General features: G+C 52.2%; 17 protein-coding genes. 8 read left to right on the plus strand and 9 right to left on the minus strand.

All coding sequences use genetic code 11. The features are described 5' to 3' along the window. Positions 1–124 precede the first annotated feature (124 nt). On the plus strand, positions 125–1,159 hold the full coding sequence (locus F456_RS0110935) for a DMT family transporter (RefSeq protein ID WP_018977069.1): 1,035 nt from the start codon (positions 125–127) through the stop codon (positions 1,157–1,159). A 200-nt stretch (positions 1,160–1,359) separates the two neighbouring features. Here F456_RS0110935 and F456_RS0110940 read toward each other — a convergent pair whose 3' ends face one another. The 4 genes from F456_RS0110940 to F456_RS0110955 all read right to left on the minus strand — a co-directional run bounded on the left by F456_RS0110940 (position 1,360) and on the right by F456_RS0110955 (position 4,022). Next, positions 1,360–1,872 (minus strand): anthrone oxygenase family protein, encoded by a 513-nt coding sequence (locus F456_RS0110940; protein ID WP_244878757.1) that lies wholly within the window; start codon positions 1,870–1,872, stop codon positions 1,360–1,362. Beyond that, on the minus strand, positions 1,860–2,693 hold the full coding sequence (locus F456_RS0110945; RefSeq protein ID WP_018977071.1) for an NmrA family NAD(P)-binding protein: 834 nt from the start codon (positions 2,691–2,693) through the stop codon (positions 1,860–1,862). Before F456_RS0110945 ends, F456_RS0110940 begins: the two co-directional genes overlap by 13 nt. A 234-nt stretch (positions 2,694–2,927) precedes the next feature. Next, positions 2,928–3,362, minus strand: a complete 435-nt coding sequence (locus F456_RS0110950; RefSeq protein ID WP_018977072.1) for a MarR family winged helix-turn-helix transcriptional regulator — start codon at positions 3,360–3,362, stop codon at positions 2,928–2,930. A gap of 105 nt (positions 3,363–3,467) precedes the next feature. Further along, positions 3,468–4,022: a helix-turn-helix domain-containing protein gene (locus F456_RS0110955; RefSeq protein WP_018977073.1), complete on the minus strand. Its 555-nt coding sequence runs from the start codon at positions 4,020–4,022 to the stop codon at positions 3,468–3,470. A gap of 142 nt (positions 4,023–4,164) precedes the next feature. On the opposite strand from F456_RS0110955, the gene F456_RS0110960 reads away from it, so the two are divergent. Continuing rightward, entirely contained in the window at positions 4,165–4,746 is a 582-nt protein-coding gene (locus F456_RS0110960) for a LysE family transporter (protein ID WP_018977074.1), read from the plus strand. A gap of 59 nt (positions 4,747–4,805) precedes the next feature. Here F456_RS0110960 and F456_RS0110965 read toward each other — a convergent pair whose 3' ends face one another. After that, complete coding sequence (locus F456_RS0110965) at positions 4,806–5,723, minus strand: phosphatidate cytidylyltransferase (protein ID WP_018977075.1); 918 nt, start codon at positions 5,721–5,723, stop codon at positions 4,806–4,808. Positions 5,724–5,930: 207 nt separating this feature from the next. Here F456_RS0110965 and F456_RS0110970 point away from each other — a divergent pair, with 207 nt between their 5' ends. Together F456_RS0110970 and F456_RS24665 are read left to right on the plus strand one after the other, a co-directional pair. After that, the gene (locus F456_RS0110970) at positions 5,931–6,509 is read left to right on the plus strand and encodes a hypothetical protein (RefSeq protein ID WP_018977076.1); all 579 of its coding nucleotides are present in this window, start codon (positions 5,931–5,933) and stop codon (positions 6,507–6,509) included. A 39-nt stretch (positions 6,510–6,548) separates the two neighbouring features. Continuing rightward, positions 6,549–7,115, plus strand: coding sequence for an SEC-C metal-binding domain-containing protein (locus F456_RS24665; protein ID WP_018977077.1), 567 nt, complete (start codon positions 6,549–6,551; stop codon positions 7,113–7,115). Positions 7,116–7,300: 185 nt separating this feature from the next. Here F456_RS24665 and F456_RS0110980 read toward each other — a convergent pair whose 3' ends face one another. From F456_RS0110980 to F456_RS0110990, 3 genes are all read right to left on the minus strand, one after another. Beyond that, on the minus strand, positions 7,301–7,759 hold the full coding sequence (locus F456_RS0110980) for a DUF305 domain-containing protein (protein WP_018977078.1): 459 nt from the start codon (positions 7,757–7,759) through the stop codon (positions 7,301–7,303). A gap of 120 nt (positions 7,760–7,879) precedes the next feature. Beyond that, on the minus strand, positions 7,880–9,361 hold the full coding sequence (locus F456_RS0110985; protein WP_018977079.1) for a sensor histidine kinase: 1,482 nt from the start codon (positions 9,359–9,361) through the stop codon (positions 7,880–7,882). Continuing rightward, complete coding sequence (locus F456_RS0110990) at positions 9,361–10,041, minus strand: response regulator transcription factor (RefSeq protein WP_018977080.1); 681 nt, start codon at positions 10,039–10,041, stop codon at positions 9,361–9,363. Before F456_RS0110990 ends, F456_RS0110985 begins: the two co-directional genes overlap by 1 nt. A 305-nt stretch (positions 10,042–10,346) precedes the next feature. Here F456_RS0110990 and F456_RS0110995 point away from each other — a divergent pair, with 305 nt between their 5' ends. The 3 genes from F456_RS0110995 to F456_RS22355 all read left to right on the plus strand — a co-directional run bounded on the left by F456_RS0110995 (position 10,347) and on the right by F456_RS22355 (position 14,865). After that, on the plus strand, positions 10,347–11,174 hold the full coding sequence (locus F456_RS0110995) for a polyphosphate polymerase domain-containing protein (RefSeq protein WP_018977081.1): 828 nt from the start codon (positions 10,347–10,349) through the stop codon (positions 11,172–11,174). Next, positions 11,167–11,856 (plus strand): DUF4956 domain-containing protein, encoded by a 690-nt coding sequence (locus F456_RS0111000; RefSeq protein ID WP_018977082.1) that lies wholly within the window; start codon positions 11,167–11,169, stop codon positions 11,854–11,856. The genes F456_RS0110995 and F456_RS0111000 overlap by 8 nt, the downstream gene beginning before the upstream one ends. Positions 11,857–12,495: 639 nt before the next feature. After that, positions 12,496–14,865 (plus strand): carbohydrate-binding domain-containing protein, encoded by a 2,370-nt coding sequence (locus tag F456_RS22355; RefSeq protein WP_018977083.1) that lies wholly within the window; start codon positions 12,496–12,498, stop codon positions 14,863–14,865. A gap of 261 nt (positions 14,866–15,126) precedes the next feature. On the opposite strand, the gene F456_RS0111010 is transcribed toward F456_RS22355, so the two are convergent. After that, positions 15,127–16,053 carry a diacylglycerol/lipid kinase family protein gene (locus F456_RS0111010; protein WP_018977084.1) on the minus strand — a complete coding sequence of 309 codons (927 nt, stop codon included), beginning with the start codon at positions 16,051–16,053 and terminating at the stop codon, positions 15,127–15,129. Between the two features lie 524 nt (positions 16,054–16,577). Here F456_RS0111010 and F456_RS0111015 point away from each other — a divergent pair. Continuing rightward, the gene (locus F456_RS0111015) at positions 16,578–17,828 is read left to right on the plus strand and encodes a Zn-dependent hydrolase (protein WP_018977085.1); all 1,251 of its coding nucleotides are present in this window, start codon (positions 16,578–16,580) and stop codon (positions 17,826–17,828) included. Positions 17,829–18,569 lie beyond the last annotated feature (741 nt).

Consider the following 18,569-nt stretch of genomic DNA (forward strand, 5'->3'; position numbering starts at 1 on the left):
CCCATACCTTGCTTGACACCGTATAGAGCCGATGATATACCTGTTACTAGTGACTACTTGAGTAGCGACTAAGATTTATGGGTAGGTATGCGGTGAATGAATCGGTCAATTTTGGAGGTGCGCTGTGGGAGCGATAGTGAAAAAGCGTGAAGAAGCAAGCGGGAACGCAGCAGGCGTCTATACGGACAGGGAAGTACCAAAAGGAAGGCAGAGTCGAACGAAAACCGTTTTACCGAGCGAGTTTCGTACGGCCCGGACACTTTATCTAGTTGCCGCGTTAATTGCAATAACACTGTGGAGCACGTCTTTCGTCGGCACCAAGATCGCTTACGCTTCGTTTCCGCCGCTGACGCTTGGGGCGGCTCGGTTTGCGATCGCTTCGCTCATTCTGGGAGCGATCGTGCTGCTGCGCCGCGAATTCACGGTACCGGCGCCGAAAGATTTGGGCATGATGGCAGTAAGTGGACTGCTGGGGACAACCCTTTATTTCGCACTGGAAAATATAGGGCTGGAGCTGACGACGGCATCGAGCGCCGCGCTGATCGTCGCATCGTATCCGGCTGTGACGGCGCTGCTGGAGTTCTTTTTTTACCGGACGAGAATTTCGTGGATGCGGGTGATTGGGATCGCGATGGCAGTGTTTGGCGTGTACCGGATCTCCGGCGGAAGCGGTGGGGAGGGCGGGGCACACGAGCTGACCGGCAATCTGCTGCTGATTGCGGCGGGGTTTGTGTTCGCTATCTATAATTTCGCTACGCGCAAAGTCGTCGGCCGCTACTCGATGGTTACCGTATCGTTCTACCAGACCATTGCGGGCACTTTTGCTTTTATTCCGCTGGCGCTGACGGAGACGAAGCAGTGGCAAACGCCGACGGCGGAATCGCTGTGGATGCTGCTTTATCTGGGTGTGTTTTGCTCGGTCGCGGCGTTTATGCTGTACAATTTCGGTCTTCGCGGACTGACGGCTGGAACAGCGATGGGACTGATGAACCTTGTGCCGGTCATTGGCGTAGCGCTGTCGATCGGGCTGCTCGGCGAAAAGCTGCATCCGGGCGACTGGATCGGTGGAATCATCGTAATTGTAGGCGTGATTCTGAGCGTAAGGGAGCAGCCTCGGAGGATACATAAGACGGCAGGTGAGATCGATTTGAGCTCGTAAGGTGCCGGATGATAGGAGCTGGAGTGAATTTCGACCGTTTGATATGCCGCTCCGCTTGAATCCGCTGAGCGCAAGCGAAGTCCAATACGGCAGCGAATTTATGTAAAAGCAAAAAAGGAGCCCGAGGGCTCTCTTTTGCTTTCGCAGGATGCTGGGTGGTCATTCCATTCATCCATTTCACAGGAAACCTTGCGACTTGTTCAACCGGCAGCCGCCAGCACGAAACAGCCTAACGCTGCTGCGCTGCAGAATGTCCGAACATGATTCCATCGTGTCCAGACAAGAGAGTACTGATTCCAAAAATCCAATCCTTCGGCAGTATCCGGCCGATGAGCCGCCAGCTTATTATTCAGCGGTACATTGCAGATGACCGTCACGCCGAAGCCGCCTGCCAAGTAGAGCAGACCGCCGGCCAGCATCCAGACTGAACCCGGCTGCTGCCAGTGAAGCAGAGCAGCGGCAGCAGATACAGCGGATAGACAAGCTGTGCCAAAAAAGAGCAGCAGAAAGGTAGGATTCACAATAGCGGCGTTGATCGCCTGCATCGCATTCATGCCGCTGCCATCTTCCAGCCTGGACAAAGCGGTCATAGCCGAATTCGAGAAAACGAAGAACAGCCCGGCCATTAACCCGCAGCCCAACGCGTTAAGAAAAATCAGCGCATCGACCCAACCTGCTGCGGAAGCGCCGTCCGCCATGATCAACGATCCCATGCGCCAGAAGCAGCGGTTCGGCGCACATAGTCGGCGAAGTCTGCGGGAGGCCGGCCTGCGGCCTCAAGAACCCCGGAAGCCGGCTCGGCATTGCGTCCGTCCAGCACACGTCCGAACAGAACGTCCATGACATAAGTGATGTCTTCCGGTACCTGCTGATCGCGCATCGAACGGATGAACTCTTCATGCGGAATCTGCGTGTAAGTCACGCTGCGGTTCAACGCTGCGGAGATTTCTGATGCAGCCTGGGCAAAAGACAGCGAACGCGGACCGGTTAACTCGTACACTTTGCCGATATGACGGTCTTCGGTCAGCGCGGCGAAAGCGGCGTCCGCAATGTCTTCGACATCGACGAAAGGTTCGGGTACATCGCCGGCGGGAAGTTCGATCCGTCCTTCCCGTACACCGTCCAGCAGGAAGCTTTCGCTGAAATTGTGGGCAAACCAGCTGGCCCGCAGAATCGTTGTTTCGGCGCCTGCATTAAGCACAGCCTGTTCACAGCGCTGCGCTTCTTCTTCGCCGCGACCGGACAGCAGAACGAGTCGGCGGACTCCCTGCTTGACGGCTGTTTTGGCGAAAGCGCCGATCGCTTCTTCCGCTTCCGGCACAAGCAGATCCGGATAATAAGTGATGTATACCCGCTCCATACCTTCAAGCGCACTTTCCCAAGTATCCGGACTGTTCCAGTCAAACGACGGCTGTTCCGAGCGGGAGCCGATTCGGACCGGGAACCCTGCATTTTTCAAACGTTCAGCGACCCGGCTGCCGGTCTTTCCTTTTCCCCCAATGACAAGTATAGATGGACGATTTTGTTCAGACATTTTCTTCTCCTCCTTATTATTTGCTTGTACAAACAAATTATGAGATAAAAAGCACTTAGCTACTAGCTTGTCTCACTTAAATAGTAGGGTTTCGTTACTCTGAATCGTACACGGTTTAGGTACGAAATCTCAGAGGAGCGAAACCGTTCATCTGAGTGAGACAAGCTTCAACAGCGCTTCTGCCTCCATCGTTATCCTGTGCCGGACCGCTTGAAGATATTCTGCGGGCCTGCTTTATTCCTGGATTTTGCCTTCCAATCTGTCGCTTGCTTTGTACAGTTCGAGCGTCAGCCTGTCGCCGTCTTCGATACCCAGAATAGCACCGTAACGGTCGCGCAGTGTATCCCAGCACTGCTGGATCTGCGGCTGAAGAGCTTTGCCTTTGTCCGTGGAATAGATCCGGGAGAGCCGTCCTTCGACTTGATTGTAGATTAGGCTGCGTCCGATCATTTTCTCGATCAGCCGGGTGACGGTAGAAGGCTGGAGATGCAGCATCTCGCCAAGCTTTTTCTGTGTAATGCCTTCCTGCTCGTAGACGGCCATCAGCAGAAACGCTCCATTCGGAGCCAATCCGCAGGAAGCGAACTCGTCTTCCGCCATCTTGGTCAGCACGCGTCCAAGCCGGTTGGCCGTGAAATACAGACATTCTTTCAGATAAGTGTCCAGCAACGTTATCCCTCACGATCTTTTGCTTTTAATATTGTTTGTACATACAAATATAGACAGGAAGAGAAACAATAGCAAGGGCAAAAACCAAATTTTACAATTTTGACATTACCCTCGATATTGAATTGTCATACTCATCCGCGCAGCTTCTTCACCAATGCTGAGATAACGGTGGGGTAAATCCGCTTTGAACCGGATTGCGTCTCCGGCTTCCAGTCGGTAGATTGTGCTCTGAACCTCCACCTCAAGGACTCCTGTAAACAGGGTAATCAGCTCCTCTGTTCCTGATCGATGCGGCTCCGAGCCGAGTGTACCGCCAGGTTCAATCTCAACGCTGTAGACTTCAAAGCCCCGTTCCGCTTTATAGGGAAACATGGGGTAGAGTCGGTATCCTTGCTCGGTGTCCTCAATTATCGACAAGTTTTTCCTGCGCAGCACCGAAGCATCCGTCGGAGGCTCGGTAATCAGCGAGGTGAACGAAAGCTTCAGGCCATTGGCGATTTTCCAGACTGTCGTAAGCGATGGACTTGATTCGCCGCGTTCAATCTGGCCCAGCATCGTCTTGCTAATACCTGTGAGATCGGAGAGTTTGTCGAGGCTTAATTTGCGCTCTGTCCGCAGCCTTTTCAAATTCTCACTTAAAATCAGGTTGATTGGTTCCATAGAGCTGTTCCTCCACTCAAATCAGGTTAATTTTGTACGTTATAAAATATAATTTGATCTTTTTAACGCACAAAATTATAATACTAATTATTACGTTATAACGTACATTTTATTCCATTATAGCATACAGGAGGTTAGAGCTATGCCGTTTGTTCCGCTGTTGTTCTATGCTTTGGCCGCAAGCTTTACACCGGGGCCCAATAACTTGATGGCGCTCGACGGAGCCAGACGAATCGGCCTGCGTAAGATATTTCCGTTTGTACTTGGCATATCGGGAGGCTGTCTGGGCGTTATGCTGCTGGCATGTGTTTTCAATCTAGTGCTGTACCGCTGGATTCCAGGCATTCGTTTAATTATGAGTGTACTGGGGAGCGGCTATATGCTGTGGTTGGCCATAAAAATTTGGAGAAGTACAGGCGCCGAAGAGCAGGAAGAGCTGCATAAGGTCTATTCGTTTCGAACCGGCTTTTGGCTGCAATTTATAAATCCTAAGCTTCTACTGTATGCGATTACAGTCATATCGGCATTTGCAATACCATACTCAACATCACCGTTTCAACTTGTGGTTGTATCGCTGATGCTCTCCTTGATAGGACTGGCTTCTTCCGGCTCTTGGGCAGCATTTGGAGCGCTGTTTCAACCTTTTCTCTCTCGGCATGAACGAGCTTTCAACGGTATAATGGCACTCCTACTTCTGTATAGTGCGGTAGCGGTATGGTTCTGAACAGTGTCAAAGAAAGCCGCAGTCCATCAGGAAGACGAGACGGGCGCGGTTCTCTTTTTTTACATAAACTCGAAGTAGTACCGGACTACGTGAAAAAACACCGGCGCTGTGTACGTCAAACTGTCGATCTGACTCAGATAGCTCTTTTTCAACGTTGCAGCTTTGTCCTCATCTCCAATCAGCAGATCGCGCTTCAGCACCGAGACGGTCAGGCTGCCGAAGAAAGCTGCGAACGACAGCAGTGCCCCGAACCAGAGAGCTGCGGTCTGGCTGAAAGGCGTCAGATAAGGAGCGAGTGCTAGCGCGGCGCCTACTGTAACGATCAGCGCGCCAACGAAGCCTTCCCAAGTGAGATTGGCGTTAGCGGTAGGTACAACTTTCTTTTTCCCAAAATAGAGCGAAATGACCGTATGGATCACGTCATGCAGCTGCGTTAGCACGACAAGGAACAGGACGAGCCCGCCTCCAAATTCCGGCGTTGCGAATTGGAAATAGGCCAGGTGGCTGAGTCCGAATACCATGAGCATAAGACCCCATTGGGTGGAACTGACGCTGCGCAGAAAGCCGAACGTGCCTTTGCCCATAAGCCGTGGAATCGGCAGAATGAGGAACACGTACAGCGGAATGAACACAATGAACATGCCGTACCAGCCGGTGTAGATCCAGTAGAACTGCACGGGAATGGCAAGGTAGGCCCACAGGAACAGACGCCGGTCGGCTTTGCGGGTACCGCGAATCATCGAGAAATATTCCTGCAGGGCAAAGAAGCAGAGAATCATCAGCGAGATCAATGAGACAGCGGGCGTAAACAGCGTTGCAAGGCAGAAAATAAAGAACATGCCCCACCACGTTTTGATCCGGTTACCGATCGACGAATAATCTTTGTCCGGCTGGCGGCGGCTGACAAACACATACACCAGATTTGCGGCGATCAGCACGGCCAAAACAATCAGCAGGACAACGGTTGAGTTGAACATATCATCACCAACTTCTGGTTAAAATAGCAATCCAGGCAAGCTTACGTATGCTATCATATAGGAATCATTTGAAAAGGCGCAATACGAAAACAAGCTGGCTATGCGCTTCGCGTCGAGTAGGGAGTCGAACGCGGGCGGCCTATTTGAAAAAGATCCGGTTTTGTCGGTTTTGCTGGTTTTGCGCCGCGCCGTAAGGGGGAGTTCTCGATGACGGATCAACGATCCGTGTACATTTTACTAACGAATACGGGCACGCTGTTTACGAGGATGATCCAGACGTATACGCGCGCGCCGTACAATCATGCTTCAATCTCGTTCGACCGCGGATTAACAGAGCTGTACAGCTTCGGCCGGAAAAATCCGTACAACCCGATCGACGGCGGCTTTGTCCGGGAAGATATTCGTACAGGCACCTTCAGCCGTTATCCGAATACGACGTGCGTGATCTATGAACTTCAAGTAACGGAGCGCGAGGTGGAGAAGATGCGGCGGGTGCTGAATGTCTTTCTCCGCAGCCGGGAAAAATACCTGTACAACCTGCTGGGCATCGTTGGTGTGGCGTTCAAAGAACCGGTAGAGTTCAGCAATTCGTATTTCTGCTCGCAATTTGTGGCGGAGATTTTGCAGCGTTCGGGGATCAAGATCTGGAACAAGCTGCCCGCACTCGTTACGCCCGACGACTTCCGGCAGAGTGAACGGATGCAGCTGGTGTACCAGGGACGGCTGAACCAATACGGACATTCCGCTGCTGCCGCAGATTGGGCGCAAAGCACCGAACCGGAGTAAGTTTATAGAGAAAGTTTAGAGAGAAAAGGGGAAAGTCTATTGAAAATCGGAAGAAATGACCCGTGCTTCTGCGGTTCAGGCAAAAAGTACAAGAAGTGCTGTATCGACAAGGACATGACTTTTACCGATTCCGCAAAGTTCACTAATCTCAAAAAAGCCGATCCGGCATTTACGCCGAGAAGCCATTACATAGGCCGGATCTCGGAACTCAACGCGCGGCTTGAGGCGGAAGCGCATTCCGAAGAGCTGGACGCCGAACTGATGACGCTGGCTGGCGACCTGCTCGACGATTTGGAGAACGCGCGCCTGCACGCGTTCACCCGCTACGGCGAAGGCTTCCGCCCGGCGGAACGCCGCCTGCTGCAGGAGCTGGCAAACCGTGTGTGGGGCGGACTGGTCTTGGGCGGATTCCAGGAGCAGGACGTGCTGCGTCCGCTGCTGGCGTTTGCTGCACAGGCGCTGTTGCAGGGAATCGGCGAAGAATCGCGGGTGTCCGGCGCCACGCTGGTTGCGGATCGGGACGCAAATCTGCTGCGCTGGGAGCTGACATCGGCCGGAGACGAGCCGGAAGGATTCGGGTTGACGTTGGAGTCGGAGGACGAGTGAGGAAGTTTCAGCAGAGCACTTTTGCCCGGACCGTTTTCGACAGCGCCTTATCGGTGAGAAGGCAGGCCGTGTCCGGATTAGATGGAACAAAGAGCGAGAAAAGGACACCCATGATGGGTGTCCTTTTCTTTTTATAGACCGAGAGCTGACAGGTTTGCGAGCGGAAGACTGGGTTCCGCGTTCTCCTAATTGCCGTTCTCGATCGACTGAATAAGACCTTTCATCTCGTCGATTTCCTGCAGCTGGGATTCAATAATCCGATTGGCGAGATCCTGAACACGTGGATCGGTGATATTGGCACGCTCGCTGGTCAATATGGCGATGGAATGGTGCGGGATCATTGCTTTCATCCAGGCAATATCGCCGACCGTTTCCTGGCTGCGAACGAGCCAGAGCGAAGCGCCGAATACGACCGCGCTGCACGCAAGAATGATGACGTTCGCGCGTCGGTTCGCGTACATTTTCCACATGAACAGCATCATGATGAACGCCATCGCGGCGCCCATCATAATCGCCATATACGCGCGCGTTTCGCTGAAGAAGATGTGATTCAGCTGGAAGATATTGAAGTACATCAGGGCGAACATAACGAGCGTGGAGACAAGGATCATGAGTCCAAATTTAACGTAACTTTGTTTGTGCATGGATGCAGCTCCTTTACAGCAAATGATTCGCTTAACGTAGGTTATATATACCCAGTTGGAAGAGAAACATGCACAAACAAAATGAATTTTTGATGAAGATCGAAACAACCGATGGGCGGATCAAGCCGGAAAATGCACGGTAAACGTCGTTTTCTCGCCCGGGATGCTCTGGACCGAGATCCGCCCCTTGTGCCGTTCGATGATCGACTTGGCGATCGCCAGTCCTAGGCCGTGGCCGCCCTGGGAGCGGGTCCGCGACTGATCGGTGCGGTAGAAGCGGTCGAATACCCGCGGCAGATGCTCGGCGGGGATGCCTTCGCCGGTATTGCTGACGGCGAGGCGGACCTCGCTGTGCTCCCGCTTCAGCGAGACGTCGACCGAGCCTTTGGCATTGGCGTACTTGACCGCGTTGTCGAGTAGAATCATCGTAATCTGGGTAATCTGCTCGCGGCTGCCGACGATGCTCAAGGAAGGCTCGATGTCGTAATCGAGCGCCAAGTCCTTTTCGAAGATGACGGCTTCCATCGTCAGCATGACGTTCTCGACCGCGTCGCTCAGATCGAAGCGGGCCTGGATCATGTTGGTCCGCGAGTCGTCCATCTCGGTCAGGTAGAGCAGGTCGCCGGTCAGCTTGGCCATACGTTCGGTCTCCGATTTGATATAACGCAGCCATTTCTCTTGACTGCGAATCGTTTCATCCCCGTTCGCGAGCAGCACATCGGCATTGGTATTAATAACGGCCAGCGGCGTTTTGAGCTCATGTGAAGCGTCGCCGATAAACTGCTTCTGCTTCTCGAACGCTTCTCTTACCGGGGTGATCGAACGATTTGCGAAGAACCGGCTGAAGAAGAACAGCACGACGAGCATGACAAGACCGACGGCTATAAATGTGTAGATCAGCGTCTTCAAGATGTCCTGACGCGTAGTGGTATCGATGAATACGTACATTGTGCCTGTGTCTGTCGGCATCCGCATAAAAGTCCAGCGGCTGTCTTCCAAAGTAAAGCTGCCACGGTCACGATCCATTCCTTCCGCTTGCTGCAGGGCAGCGGCATAGAAATCGTCAGTCATACTGAACCGCGAGTCCGTTTCGGTAAGCGTGCCTGCCGAATCGGTGTGGAGCATGAACGATACAGATCTTTCGGGAGGCGTACCGTCCCCGCCAAATCCGCCGTCTCTCGGCGGTTCGCCTATCCCGCCGCCAAATCCGCCATCTCCAGTGTTTCCGGAACCAGTGACTGCGTCATTTGCGGCACCCGTTTCCGAAAAGGCTGCCGTGCTATCCGCGCTGCCCGTATCATTTTGCCCGGATTCCATTTCGCCTGCTGCCGCGCCCGATAGATTGTCAGGTCCATTTCCGTGCCGCGGATTGCTCCCATTGATGTCGTCTCGGTACATATTGGTTGTGCGCTCCAGATCCATGCCGATTTCGTTCTGGACTTGACGGTAGGTAATCGTGTAGATAGTAGCAAAAGCCACCAGCATAATAATGACAATGGTCGCCAGATTGACGATCAGAAACCGGTCGCGCAGTTTTTTGAACAGCGGATTTTGCGGGATTCCTTTTTCGGCGCGGCCTTTTTTCGGCGCTCTTTTTCCCATTATTCTCGGTCCTCCTCCAGCACGTAGCCCACGCTTCGAATGGTCGTGATGCGCGTGTCAGAGGCGAGAAACTTCAGCTTTTTACGCAGAAAAGAAATATAGACTTCCACGTTGTTATGCTCTGCTTCCGAATCAAACCCCCACAGCTTCTCGATAATCTGCTCCTTCGATGTGACTGCCTGCTTGCGCAGAATCAGCAGCTCCAGCAGCTCGCTTTCCTTGGGATTCAGTTTAATCTCCTTGCCCCGCACCGTCAGCTTTGGATTTGACGCGTTCAGTTCCAGGTCGCCGAATTTCAGTGCGTCTTCCGGAACCACTTCGCCTTTGCGCCGCATCGCCGCCCGTATTCTGGCCAGCAGTTCGTCCGAGGAAAAAGGCTTCGCAACATAATCGTCCGCTCCGTGATCCAGTCCCGCGATTTTGTCCGGAATTTCTCCCTTAGCCGTCAGCAGGATAACCGGCACGTCCATGCCTTTGCCCCGTACCGTTTTCAAAATGCTGATCCCGTCCATGCCCGGCAGCATAATATCCAGCAGCAGCAGATCGTAAATGCCGCTTAATGCATAATCCAGTCCGTCTTCGCCGTCGTGCACAACATCGACCGAGTAGCGGTTCTTTTTCAAAATTTGCGATAAGGCTTCCGCCAAATGCTCCTCGTCTTCCACAATCAAAATTCTCATCTATCGATCACCCTCTGTTTAAGTTTTGCTTTGCGTACATTGTTTTTATTTTTGTCGTTGTTTTCATTATATCGGGTGTCCCTTTAATCAACCTTAATGAATTTAATCAACATAAAAAAGACGCTTTTCTGTTGGAAATCTTCCATATAGTGTCCTATGCAGCCGATAGTCTTGTTACTGTGCCGTCTCCTTTACTTTCATTTTACAAACTTCTCGATCTTTAAGACTCGTTAAAGGTTACCAGCCTAAGATACATACATGGCAAGGGAATACCGAATACTTCACCACGAAAGGAACGAGGAATCATGGCAATCGAAGTCTTCAACCGATACGAGAGCAAATACCTGATGGATCATGCGGCGTACGAGAAGATCTATGGGGCGCTGCTGGAATATATGGAGAAAGACGAATATAACAAGAACGAATTTTACTGTATCAGCAATCTGTACTTCGACACTCCAAGCGACTCGCTAATCCGCCAAAGTCTCGCCAAACCGAAATATAAGGAAAAATTACGGCTGCGATCTTACGGTGTGCCGAGCGAGGACGCCAAGGTGTATCTGGAGATCAAGAAAAAGGTATTCGGTCTGGTTAACAAACGCCGCACGGCGCTGAAGTTGAACGAAGCCTATGAGTTTGTGCGTACGGGAAAGCCGCCTGAGCTGCAGCCCTACATGAATCCCCAGGTGGTCGACGAGATCGAATATTTCCTCCGGCTGTACGATCTGGAGCCGAAAGTATATCTTTCTTACGACCGCAAAGCATTATTCGACAAGACGAGCCGCGATCTGCGCATCACGTTCGATACGAATATTCGCTGCCGCCGCTACGATGTCCAGTTGGAGAACGGCGATTACGGCGAGCAGTTGATGGAACCGGGGCAATGGCTGATGGAAGTGAAGGCGGAGAAAACGGTGCCGGCCTGGTTGTCCAAAATGCTGTCCGAACACGGGTTATACCGGACAAGCTTCTCGAAATACGGCAATGAATACAAGAAGATGGTGCGAACGGGCAGAATCGTATACGGTTTGGGTTCGGAGCTTCTGCCGAACGCTGCAGTCGGTGCACGGATTACGGAAAATATGAAAAATACGGAGAACACGAAAACAAAGGAGATTGTTCAATATGCTTGATTCCATTCTAAACGACACAACACTCAGTACCACTGAATTGACTCTGACGAGCGCGCTGGAAACGATCCTGCTCGCCATTATCCTTGGTACGATCATCAGCTTGACCTATATGAAGACCAACAAGTCCACGTACACGCAGGGTTTTACATTAACCTTAATTGTGCTGCCGATTGTCGTCGCCGTTATCATTCTGATGATCGGCAGCAACATTGCCCGAGCTTTCAGCCTGGCCGGTGCCTTCTCGATCATTCGATTCCGCAGCGCGGCAGGTGATCCGAAGGATATTACCTATGTGCTGTTCACGATGGCAGCGGGCTTAGCCTGCGGCGTCGGTTCGCTCGGTTATGCGGTGCTGTTTACCGTGATCCTGTGCGCTTTAATGTTCGTGCTCAGCAGCTTTAAGTTTGGTGTCCGCAGGTCTCAACAGAAGACGCTCAAAGTGACGATTCCCGAAAACCTCGGCTATGAAGAAGCATTCGAGGAAGTGTTCCGGAAGTTCGGTGTACAGTATGAACTCAAAAAAATCCGTACAACGGAGCTCGGCAGTCTGTACGAACTCGTTTACTCCGTTACGATGAGCGGGAGCATTAATCAGAAAGCGTTCCTCGATTCAATCCGTACCCGAAACGGCAATCTCGATCTCTCACTTACGATGGCTCCTCCGGTAATGGCAGAGTATTGAAAGGTATAAGACAAGTGAAACAGCGTGAAAAGACGGGACAGGAAAGGGAAGGAAGAAAAGGATTCGGCAGTATAGCGGAAACTTCCGTCGTGAATAGGATTCGAAATAACTAGGCGGGTTTATAAAAATGAATGTAAAGGTGTCTGTCTTTCCTGAAATTTCATGGGAGAGGCGGGCGCTTTTCTTTGTGTAGTGCCAAAGAATTATCTTTTTTGGTGGGCGGAGTTATAGAGGGAGGAAGACCAGAAAGACATAGCAGAAGGAGAAAAGTTATACACAGGTGAGAGGGTAATGAAAAAAGTGGTCTTAAGGTTGTGGATAATCCCTTTTTTCTTATTTTTCGCCTATCCACAGGTGGATAAGTTGAAAGTTGAAGGTTTTATTCATTTAAACTGCTATTTATATGCACGTCTGAATGAATAAGCGGATCGGTAAGTAGGATGAGCAAGATCCCGATGAACGCAAGACAAGCGCCGGTTCTCCGAAATAGAGACGGCGTTTTTTTGTTCATACTTCCGTTCATGCTTTCAATGAAATTTTAAGATTGGTTAAAGCTTGGGAATCTAAGATAAAGGCAAGACGAAGCGATACTACGCATAAGCAGCATTCCATATCCAATTATGAAGGGAAAGAGAATAGATGAGAAAAACAACGAAAATGGAAAAAGCGAAAAAATTCCGGGCAAAAAAACGAGCGGGGCTTGTCATTTTCCTCAGCGCAATGCTGACGATGTCGGCCTGCAGTTCGGCAGCGAATCCTGCAGAACAAACAACCAATACAACGGCTTCGACAACGACAGCTGCACAAGCGGCGGCGCCTGCATCGACGGTCTCGACCGCGTCGGCAAGCTTGAGTGGGCTGACGGCGGCAGGCTTGGTTAAGTTGGACGATGAAGACTACACGGCAGACTGGAGCGAAACGGCTTCGACAACGATCACGCTGGCCGGCACAGGTGCTTCCGTAAACGGCTCGGGTGCCAAAGCGGCGGATGGATCGGTGACCATTACCGCAGCCGGCACATACGTGCTGAGCGGAACGCTGAGCGACGGGCAAATTCTTGTAGACACGGCCGATACTGAGTCGGTCCGTATCATTCTAAACGGTGTCGATCTGACGGACAGCGACAGCGCTCCAATCTATATCAAATCCGCTGAAAAAGTGATCCTGACACTCGCCGAAGGTACGGCCAATACAGTGACAGACGGCCAGACTTACACGCTGAACGAAGACGAAGAGCCCAGCGCAGCGATCTTCAGTAAAGCGGATCTGACAATTAACGGTACCGGCAGCCTTAACGTGACCGCGAACTACAAGGATGGGATCACAAGCAAAGACGACCTGAATATTGTAAGTGGAACGATTGATATCCAAGCAGCGGACGACGGTATGGTCGGGAAAGATCGAGTTTACGTCGAAGGCGGTACGATTACAATCGACGCGGCTGGCGACGGCATCAAATCGACCAATGATACAGATGCGGAAAAAGGCTTTGTGGCTATCAAAGGCGGCACATTCGATATCAAGGCCGGCAACGACGGGATTCAGGGCGAGACAAATGTGGTAGCAGACGGCGGAGAATTCAACATCGTAACCGGCGGCGGGCATGAGAACGGGCCGGAACATACTACAGAAATGGGCGGAGGCTTTGGCGGATTCAGCGGAGGACAACGTCCGGAAGGCGGTATGCGCGGACCCCGTGGAAGCGGCGATCCGGGTACGGGACAAGGGCCGGCTGTTGATGAAAACGGAGCGGCCATAGATCCGACAAATACTGCAGGTACGGGCAGTGCAACAGGAAATACTTCGGGCGAGACTGCCGATACTTCGGATGAGACAACTGGCACTTCGAGCAAGGCGGCTGATGCTTCGGATACAGCAGCCGACGCTGCGGGCAGCGCGGATTCCGACTCTGACACGACCACAACTTCGACCGAAACGGAGTCTGACAGCATGAAAGGCATCAAGGCTGGCAGTGTGTTAACGGTAAACGGCGGTACGTTTGTCATCGACTCGGCAGATGACGCCCTGCACAGCAATGGGGTTGTCGAAGTGACAGGCGGCAGCCTGCAGATCTCGACGGGCGACGATGCGGTTCACGGCGAAACGGATCTGATCATTGCCGACGGAACCATCGACATTCAAGCCAGCTATGAAGGACTTGAAGCGCAAAATATTACGATCGACGGCGGAGACATCCACGTTGTATCGAGCGACGACGGAGTTAACGCTTCTGAGGCTGCTGCAGTGACGGAAACTGAAACTCCGACGGATGGAACGGCTTCGACGGACGAAGCCGCAGCCGATACGTCGATTTCGAGCGAAGAGGCAGCCGCTTCAGCCTCGAATTCGACCGCAAGCGTTGTGACCGCTTCGGCTTCGGCCAGCACGGCAGCCCTCAAGACAGTCAATAGTACGACGTCCTCCGATACTGCTGCAGCAACCGGGGAAGCACGCGGCATGGGAGGCGGAGGCTTCGGTATGGGCGCAGGAAATGCACAGCTGACGATCAATGGCGGTACGCTCACGGTCGACGCCGAGGGCGACGGTCTTGACTCGAATGGTTCGATCACAATGACAGGCGGAACCGTGACCGTATACGGACCGACAAGCAGCGGTAATGGCTCACTCGATTACGACGGTACGTTTAACCTCAGTGGCGGTGACCTGATCGTGGCAGGCAGCACGGGCATGGCCCAGGCGCCAAGCGATTCTTCTTCACAGCTGTCTATTGCGATGACGTTCGGCAGTACGCAGACTGCAGGAACGCAGGTTGATATCAAAGACAGCGAAGGCAGCACGGTCGCTTCGGTTACACCGTCCAAAGATTTCGGTATGGTGCTCGTCAGTTCGACGAAGCTGAAAGACGGCGGCACGTATACCGTATCGGCCGGCGGCAGCGAGATCGTGACGTTCACGATCTCTGGCAGTGTAACGACCTGGGTGAACGAGTCGGGTGTAACGACTGCAGCTAGTGGAGGCAGAGGCGGCATGGGCGGAGGAAGGCCCTAAAAGTAAGAGTTGAGCTTGGAGAGAGCGATAGGCAAATCGTAAGGGCTGAGCTTGGAGAGTACCGGGGCGGATGTATGAATTGCGTGAGAACCGGGTAAAATTTGTGAATAGGAGAAGGCGGCCTTGTGGCCGCCTTTTTCGTATTACTTCGTATTACTAGGTTATGTTTGCTGCTTACTAGATTGTATTCGCTGCTTACTGGATTATATTCACTGCTGTATCTTCATACTCACTCGTAGCAGCAGCTCCATTTTTCGTTAATCATTCCTCTGCCGGATCTGCTTGTTCGGCCGGATCTGCTTCTTCCGGCACAATAACTTCTACATGAGAAGGCAGAATGTGCAGCTTGATCGGCAGTTCAGGACCGGCTTCGCCGTCCACATTGGTTTTAACCGGTTCTGTTGATGTGACAGTCACCTGTGTAGCCGTAAAGTATTCAACATCTTTGTGTCCCTTCAGATTGCCGAACAGCAGGGAAACGCCCGCCGTCAAGGTATTGAAGAAGTTCAGATCATGTACGATAAAGCAGTGCAGTAGGCCGTCGTCAACTTCGGCGTCCGGCGCCAGATTCTCGAAGCCGCCGACCGAGTTGGTCAAGGCCGCGATGAAGATCGGTGCATCGCCTTCCCAGGTCCCGCTGTCATGTGTAATAACGAGAGGAGATTTCGAACTGCTCAGCAGCTCCTTCGCGCCCTCTTTGAAATAGGCAAATGCGCCAAGTTTGGACTTCTCTTCGGACGAAACGGACGACAGCGCATCGGCGAGCGAACCCGCGGCGACCACGTTGGCGAACAACTGGTCATTGATACGAGCCATATCGACATGGCGCCGCCGCGTCGAGGTCAGCGTATGAATTGCTTCTTCGGGATCAAGCGGGATGTGCATTGCCCGGGCGAAGTCATTCACTGTGCCGAGCGGAATAATACCGAGCTTCGGCCGATGTTTTTGGTCGAGAAGCCCGTTGATCGTCTCGTGCAAGGTGCCGTCTCCGCCGATAGACACAACCAGATCGAACTCCTGCTTGCAGGCATCGATACAGAAATTGGTAGCGTCTAATTCTTTGGTTGTTTCGTTGACAACGACATCGTAGCCGGCTTCTGTGTGCAGGATATCTTCGACTTTGCGGAGGTATTCAAGCGCCAGCTCTTTGCCTGACGATGGATTGATAATGATCATGGCCTGCTTCACGGACATGTCTCCTCTATCTGCATTTTGGATAAAGCGTGCTATTTACCCTTTACCCATAAATGAGTCTTTAGCTCACTCTTTTGAAATTCGGATAATTATCGTTTTTTTCAAAGTGACTGCTATTATGATAAAAGGTCCGACACTGAGTAAAGGAAGCGCGGTGTAAAAGTAACGAGTGTAAAAGAAAAATGAAGCAATCTAGCGTAAAATAAAGCCCCTGAGGCAAAATAAAAAGAATTGTGAAACATGCAGCAGCTTCACGTGAAAGGAGCCGATTGAGACAAGGTGAAGTCGCCTGGGATAAAGTGGAGCAGCTTGGAACGAGATGAAGTAGTCTAGGATGAATGAAGCAGCCTAAGTTGAAATGAAGTAGCTTGGGATGAAATGAAGTAGAATGGAAGAAAAGATATTTTGCACAGGGTTCGCATTTTTGATCTAACACCAGAATATAGAGGTTGATTTACCTAAGCCCTAATGATGATTTATCCGAACTCTAATGCTGAAAATGAACGGAGGATATAATCATGAGCGAAACGACGACACAAACGGAAGAACTGCGCCAGCGCATTGAACGTCATATCGAAGCAATCGGCCAATTTACCGCAACGCCGGGCCAGGGGACGACCCGCCTGACTTACAGCGAGGAGGATCGGCAGACTCGGGAATATATCAAGGCGCAGATGCGAGAATACGGCCTGGAAGTCCGGGAAGACGGCTTCGGCAATATTTTCGGGAAAATGGAAGGGTCGATCGAAGGCGCGCCGAGCGTGTTGATCGGTTCGCATTTTGATTCGGTACCGAACGGCGGCTCGTACGACGGACCGGCAGGCGTAGTAGCAGGACTCGAGGTGGCGAGAATGTTCCGAGATCACGGACTGAAGCCGAAGTACCCGCTTGAAGCGGTCGCCATGATCGAAGAAGAAGGAGCGCGTTACGCGGGCGGACTGATGGGCTCGCGTTCTATGCTCGGTGTACTGAGTGCGGAACAATTCGCTGCGCTGACAGACAAGGACGGTGTTACAACGATCGAAGCGATGACGGCGATCGGCCTAGATCCTTCGCTGCCGGGTCAAAGGGAACCGGGCAGTATCAAGGCATTCCTGGAGCTGCATATCGAGCAGGGACCTCTTTTGGAAGAAGAGGGCATCCCGATCGGTGTAGTTGAAGCAATCGTCGGATTGGCGCAGTTTCAGATTACGGTCCGAGGCAGTGCCGGTCACGCTGGTACGACACCGATGGAGCGCCGCGCAGATGCGCTTGTAGCGGCGTCGAAGATCATTGCTCGGCTGCCGGATACAGCGGCGGAGCAGGGCGGTGGTACCGTCGTGACGACGGGACGGCTGCACGTTTTTCCTAACGGAGCGAATGTCATTCCCGACAAAGTGGTCTTTACGGTTGATATGCGTGCAGGCCGCGAAGAAGATGTGATCGGCGTAATGAAGCGGGTCGAAGAGCTGGCCAATGCAGCAGCCGGCAGAGGTATCGAAGTGGAGATTGAGCATCAGCTGTATGTAAAGCCAAAGCGGATGAGCGATAAGGTGCGGGGTCTGTTGGAGGAAGGCACCAAGGGAATCGGCGCTCCGTATCTGCTGATGAACAGTGGAGCGGGCCATGATGCGATGATCTTCTCTGATTTTACGGACGTCGGCATGCTGTTTGTGCCGAGCCGCGGCGGCCTCAGCCACTGTCCGGAAGAATGGTCGGACGCAGTGGATATTGCCAGAGCGGTAGAAATTTTCTATGAAGCGGCGAAACAGCTGACGGAAGCGGAGTGACGGTTGCGGAGTCACTGTCGCGAAGTGACGGCTGCAGATTGAAGGCTGTGGGGTGACAGCTGGAAAGTGGCGGTTGTGGAGTGACAGCTGCGGAATGATGAATGCGGAGTAGTGAAAGTGAAGTGACAGCAGTGGAGTAACGGCTGGGAAGTGGCGGTTGTGGAGTGACAGCTGCGGAATGATGAATGCAGAGTGGTGGAAGCAAAGTGAGAACTGTGGAGTAGCGACTGCAGAGTGACTGAAGCCTGGAGTAAGTCGCCCGCAGCTTAATCTGTCGGCAGAAGCCTTGTCGCTAACGAATCTAGGTAACGCTATTTGTCCGTTTTTTCTTTTTTCTAAAATCTAACGAATCCTCATCCTCTTATTTGCCGCAAATAGGTCTATTAAGGGATGATTTCGTTTAAATAGCGTGATCACGATTCGTTAGAATTCGTAAAAGCCTTGGGAAGAACAAATAGCGTTATTACGATTCGTTAGAATTGACAAACAGCGGGAATTTTCTCGACAATTTGTAGAGCGTAGAGCGTAGAGCGTAGAGCGTAGAGCGTAGAGCGTAGAGCGTAGAGCGTAGAGCGTAGAGCGTAGAGCGTAGAGCGTACGACTATGCTTCCTATACCTGCTTCATACATAAAACTTGGAGGGCTTTAGCAATGACTGATGATTTAAACCTTTCGGTTTCCGGCGCGGTTTCTTACCGGGAACGTTACAGAGGCGACTGCGAGAGCTGCTTTGGTCTGTGCT

The organism is Saccharibacillus kuerlensis DSM 22868, from assembly GCF_000378145.1.
GTDB classification, from domain to species: Bacteria; Bacillota; Bacilli; order Paenibacillales; family Paenibacillaceae; genus Saccharibacillus; species Saccharibacillus kuerlensis.

Coding starts and splice junctions, on each gene's coding strand:
- F456_RS0110980 (WP_018977078.1), bottom strand. CDS start 7,759: ATGCACAAACAAAGTTACGTTAAATTTGGACTCATGATCCTTGTCTCC.
- F456_RS0111015 (WP_018977085.1), top strand. CDS start 16,578: ATGAGCGAAACGACGACACAAACGGAAGAACTGCGCCAGCGCATTGAA.
- F456_RS0110960 (WP_018977074.1), top strand. CDS start 4,165: ATGCCGTTTGTTCCGCTGTTGTTCTATGCTTTGGCCGCAAGCTTTACA.
- F456_RS0110965 (WP_018977075.1), bottom strand. CDS start 5,723: ATGTTCAACTCAACCGTTGTCCTGCTGATTGTTTTGGCCGTGCTGATC.
- F456_RS0110990 (WP_018977080.1), bottom strand. CDS start 10,041: ATGAGAATTTTGATTGTGGAAGACGAGGAGCATTTGGCGGAAGCCTTA.
- F456_RS0110940 (WP_244878757.1), bottom strand. CDS start 1,872: ATGGGATCGTTGATCATGGCGGACGGCGCTTCCGCAGCAGGTTGGGTC.
- F456_RS0110985 (WP_018977079.1), bottom strand. CDS start 9,361: ATGGGAAAAAGAGCGCCGAAAAAAGGCCGCGCCGAAAAAGGAATCCCG.
- F456_RS0110970 (WP_018977076.1), top strand. CDS start 5,931: ATGACGGATCAACGATCCGTGTACATTTTACTAACGAATACGGGCACG.
- F456_RS0111000 (WP_018977082.1), top strand. CDS start 11,167: ATGCTTGATTCCATTCTAAACGACACAACACTCAGTACCACTGAATTG.
- F456_RS0110955 (WP_018977073.1), bottom strand. CDS start 4,022: ATGGAACCAATCAACCTGATTTTAAGTGAGAATTTGAAAAGGCTGCGG.
- F456_RS0110995 (WP_018977081.1), top strand. CDS start 10,347: ATGGCAATCGAAGTCTTCAACCGATACGAGAGCAAATACCTGATGGAT.
- F456_RS0110945 (WP_018977071.1), bottom strand. CDS start 2,693: ATGTCTGAACAAAATCGTCCATCTATACTTGTCATTGGGGGAAAAGGA.
- F456_RS22355 (WP_018977083.1), top strand. CDS start 12,496: ATGAGAAAAACAACGAAAATGGAAAAAGCGAAAAAATTCCGGGCAAAA.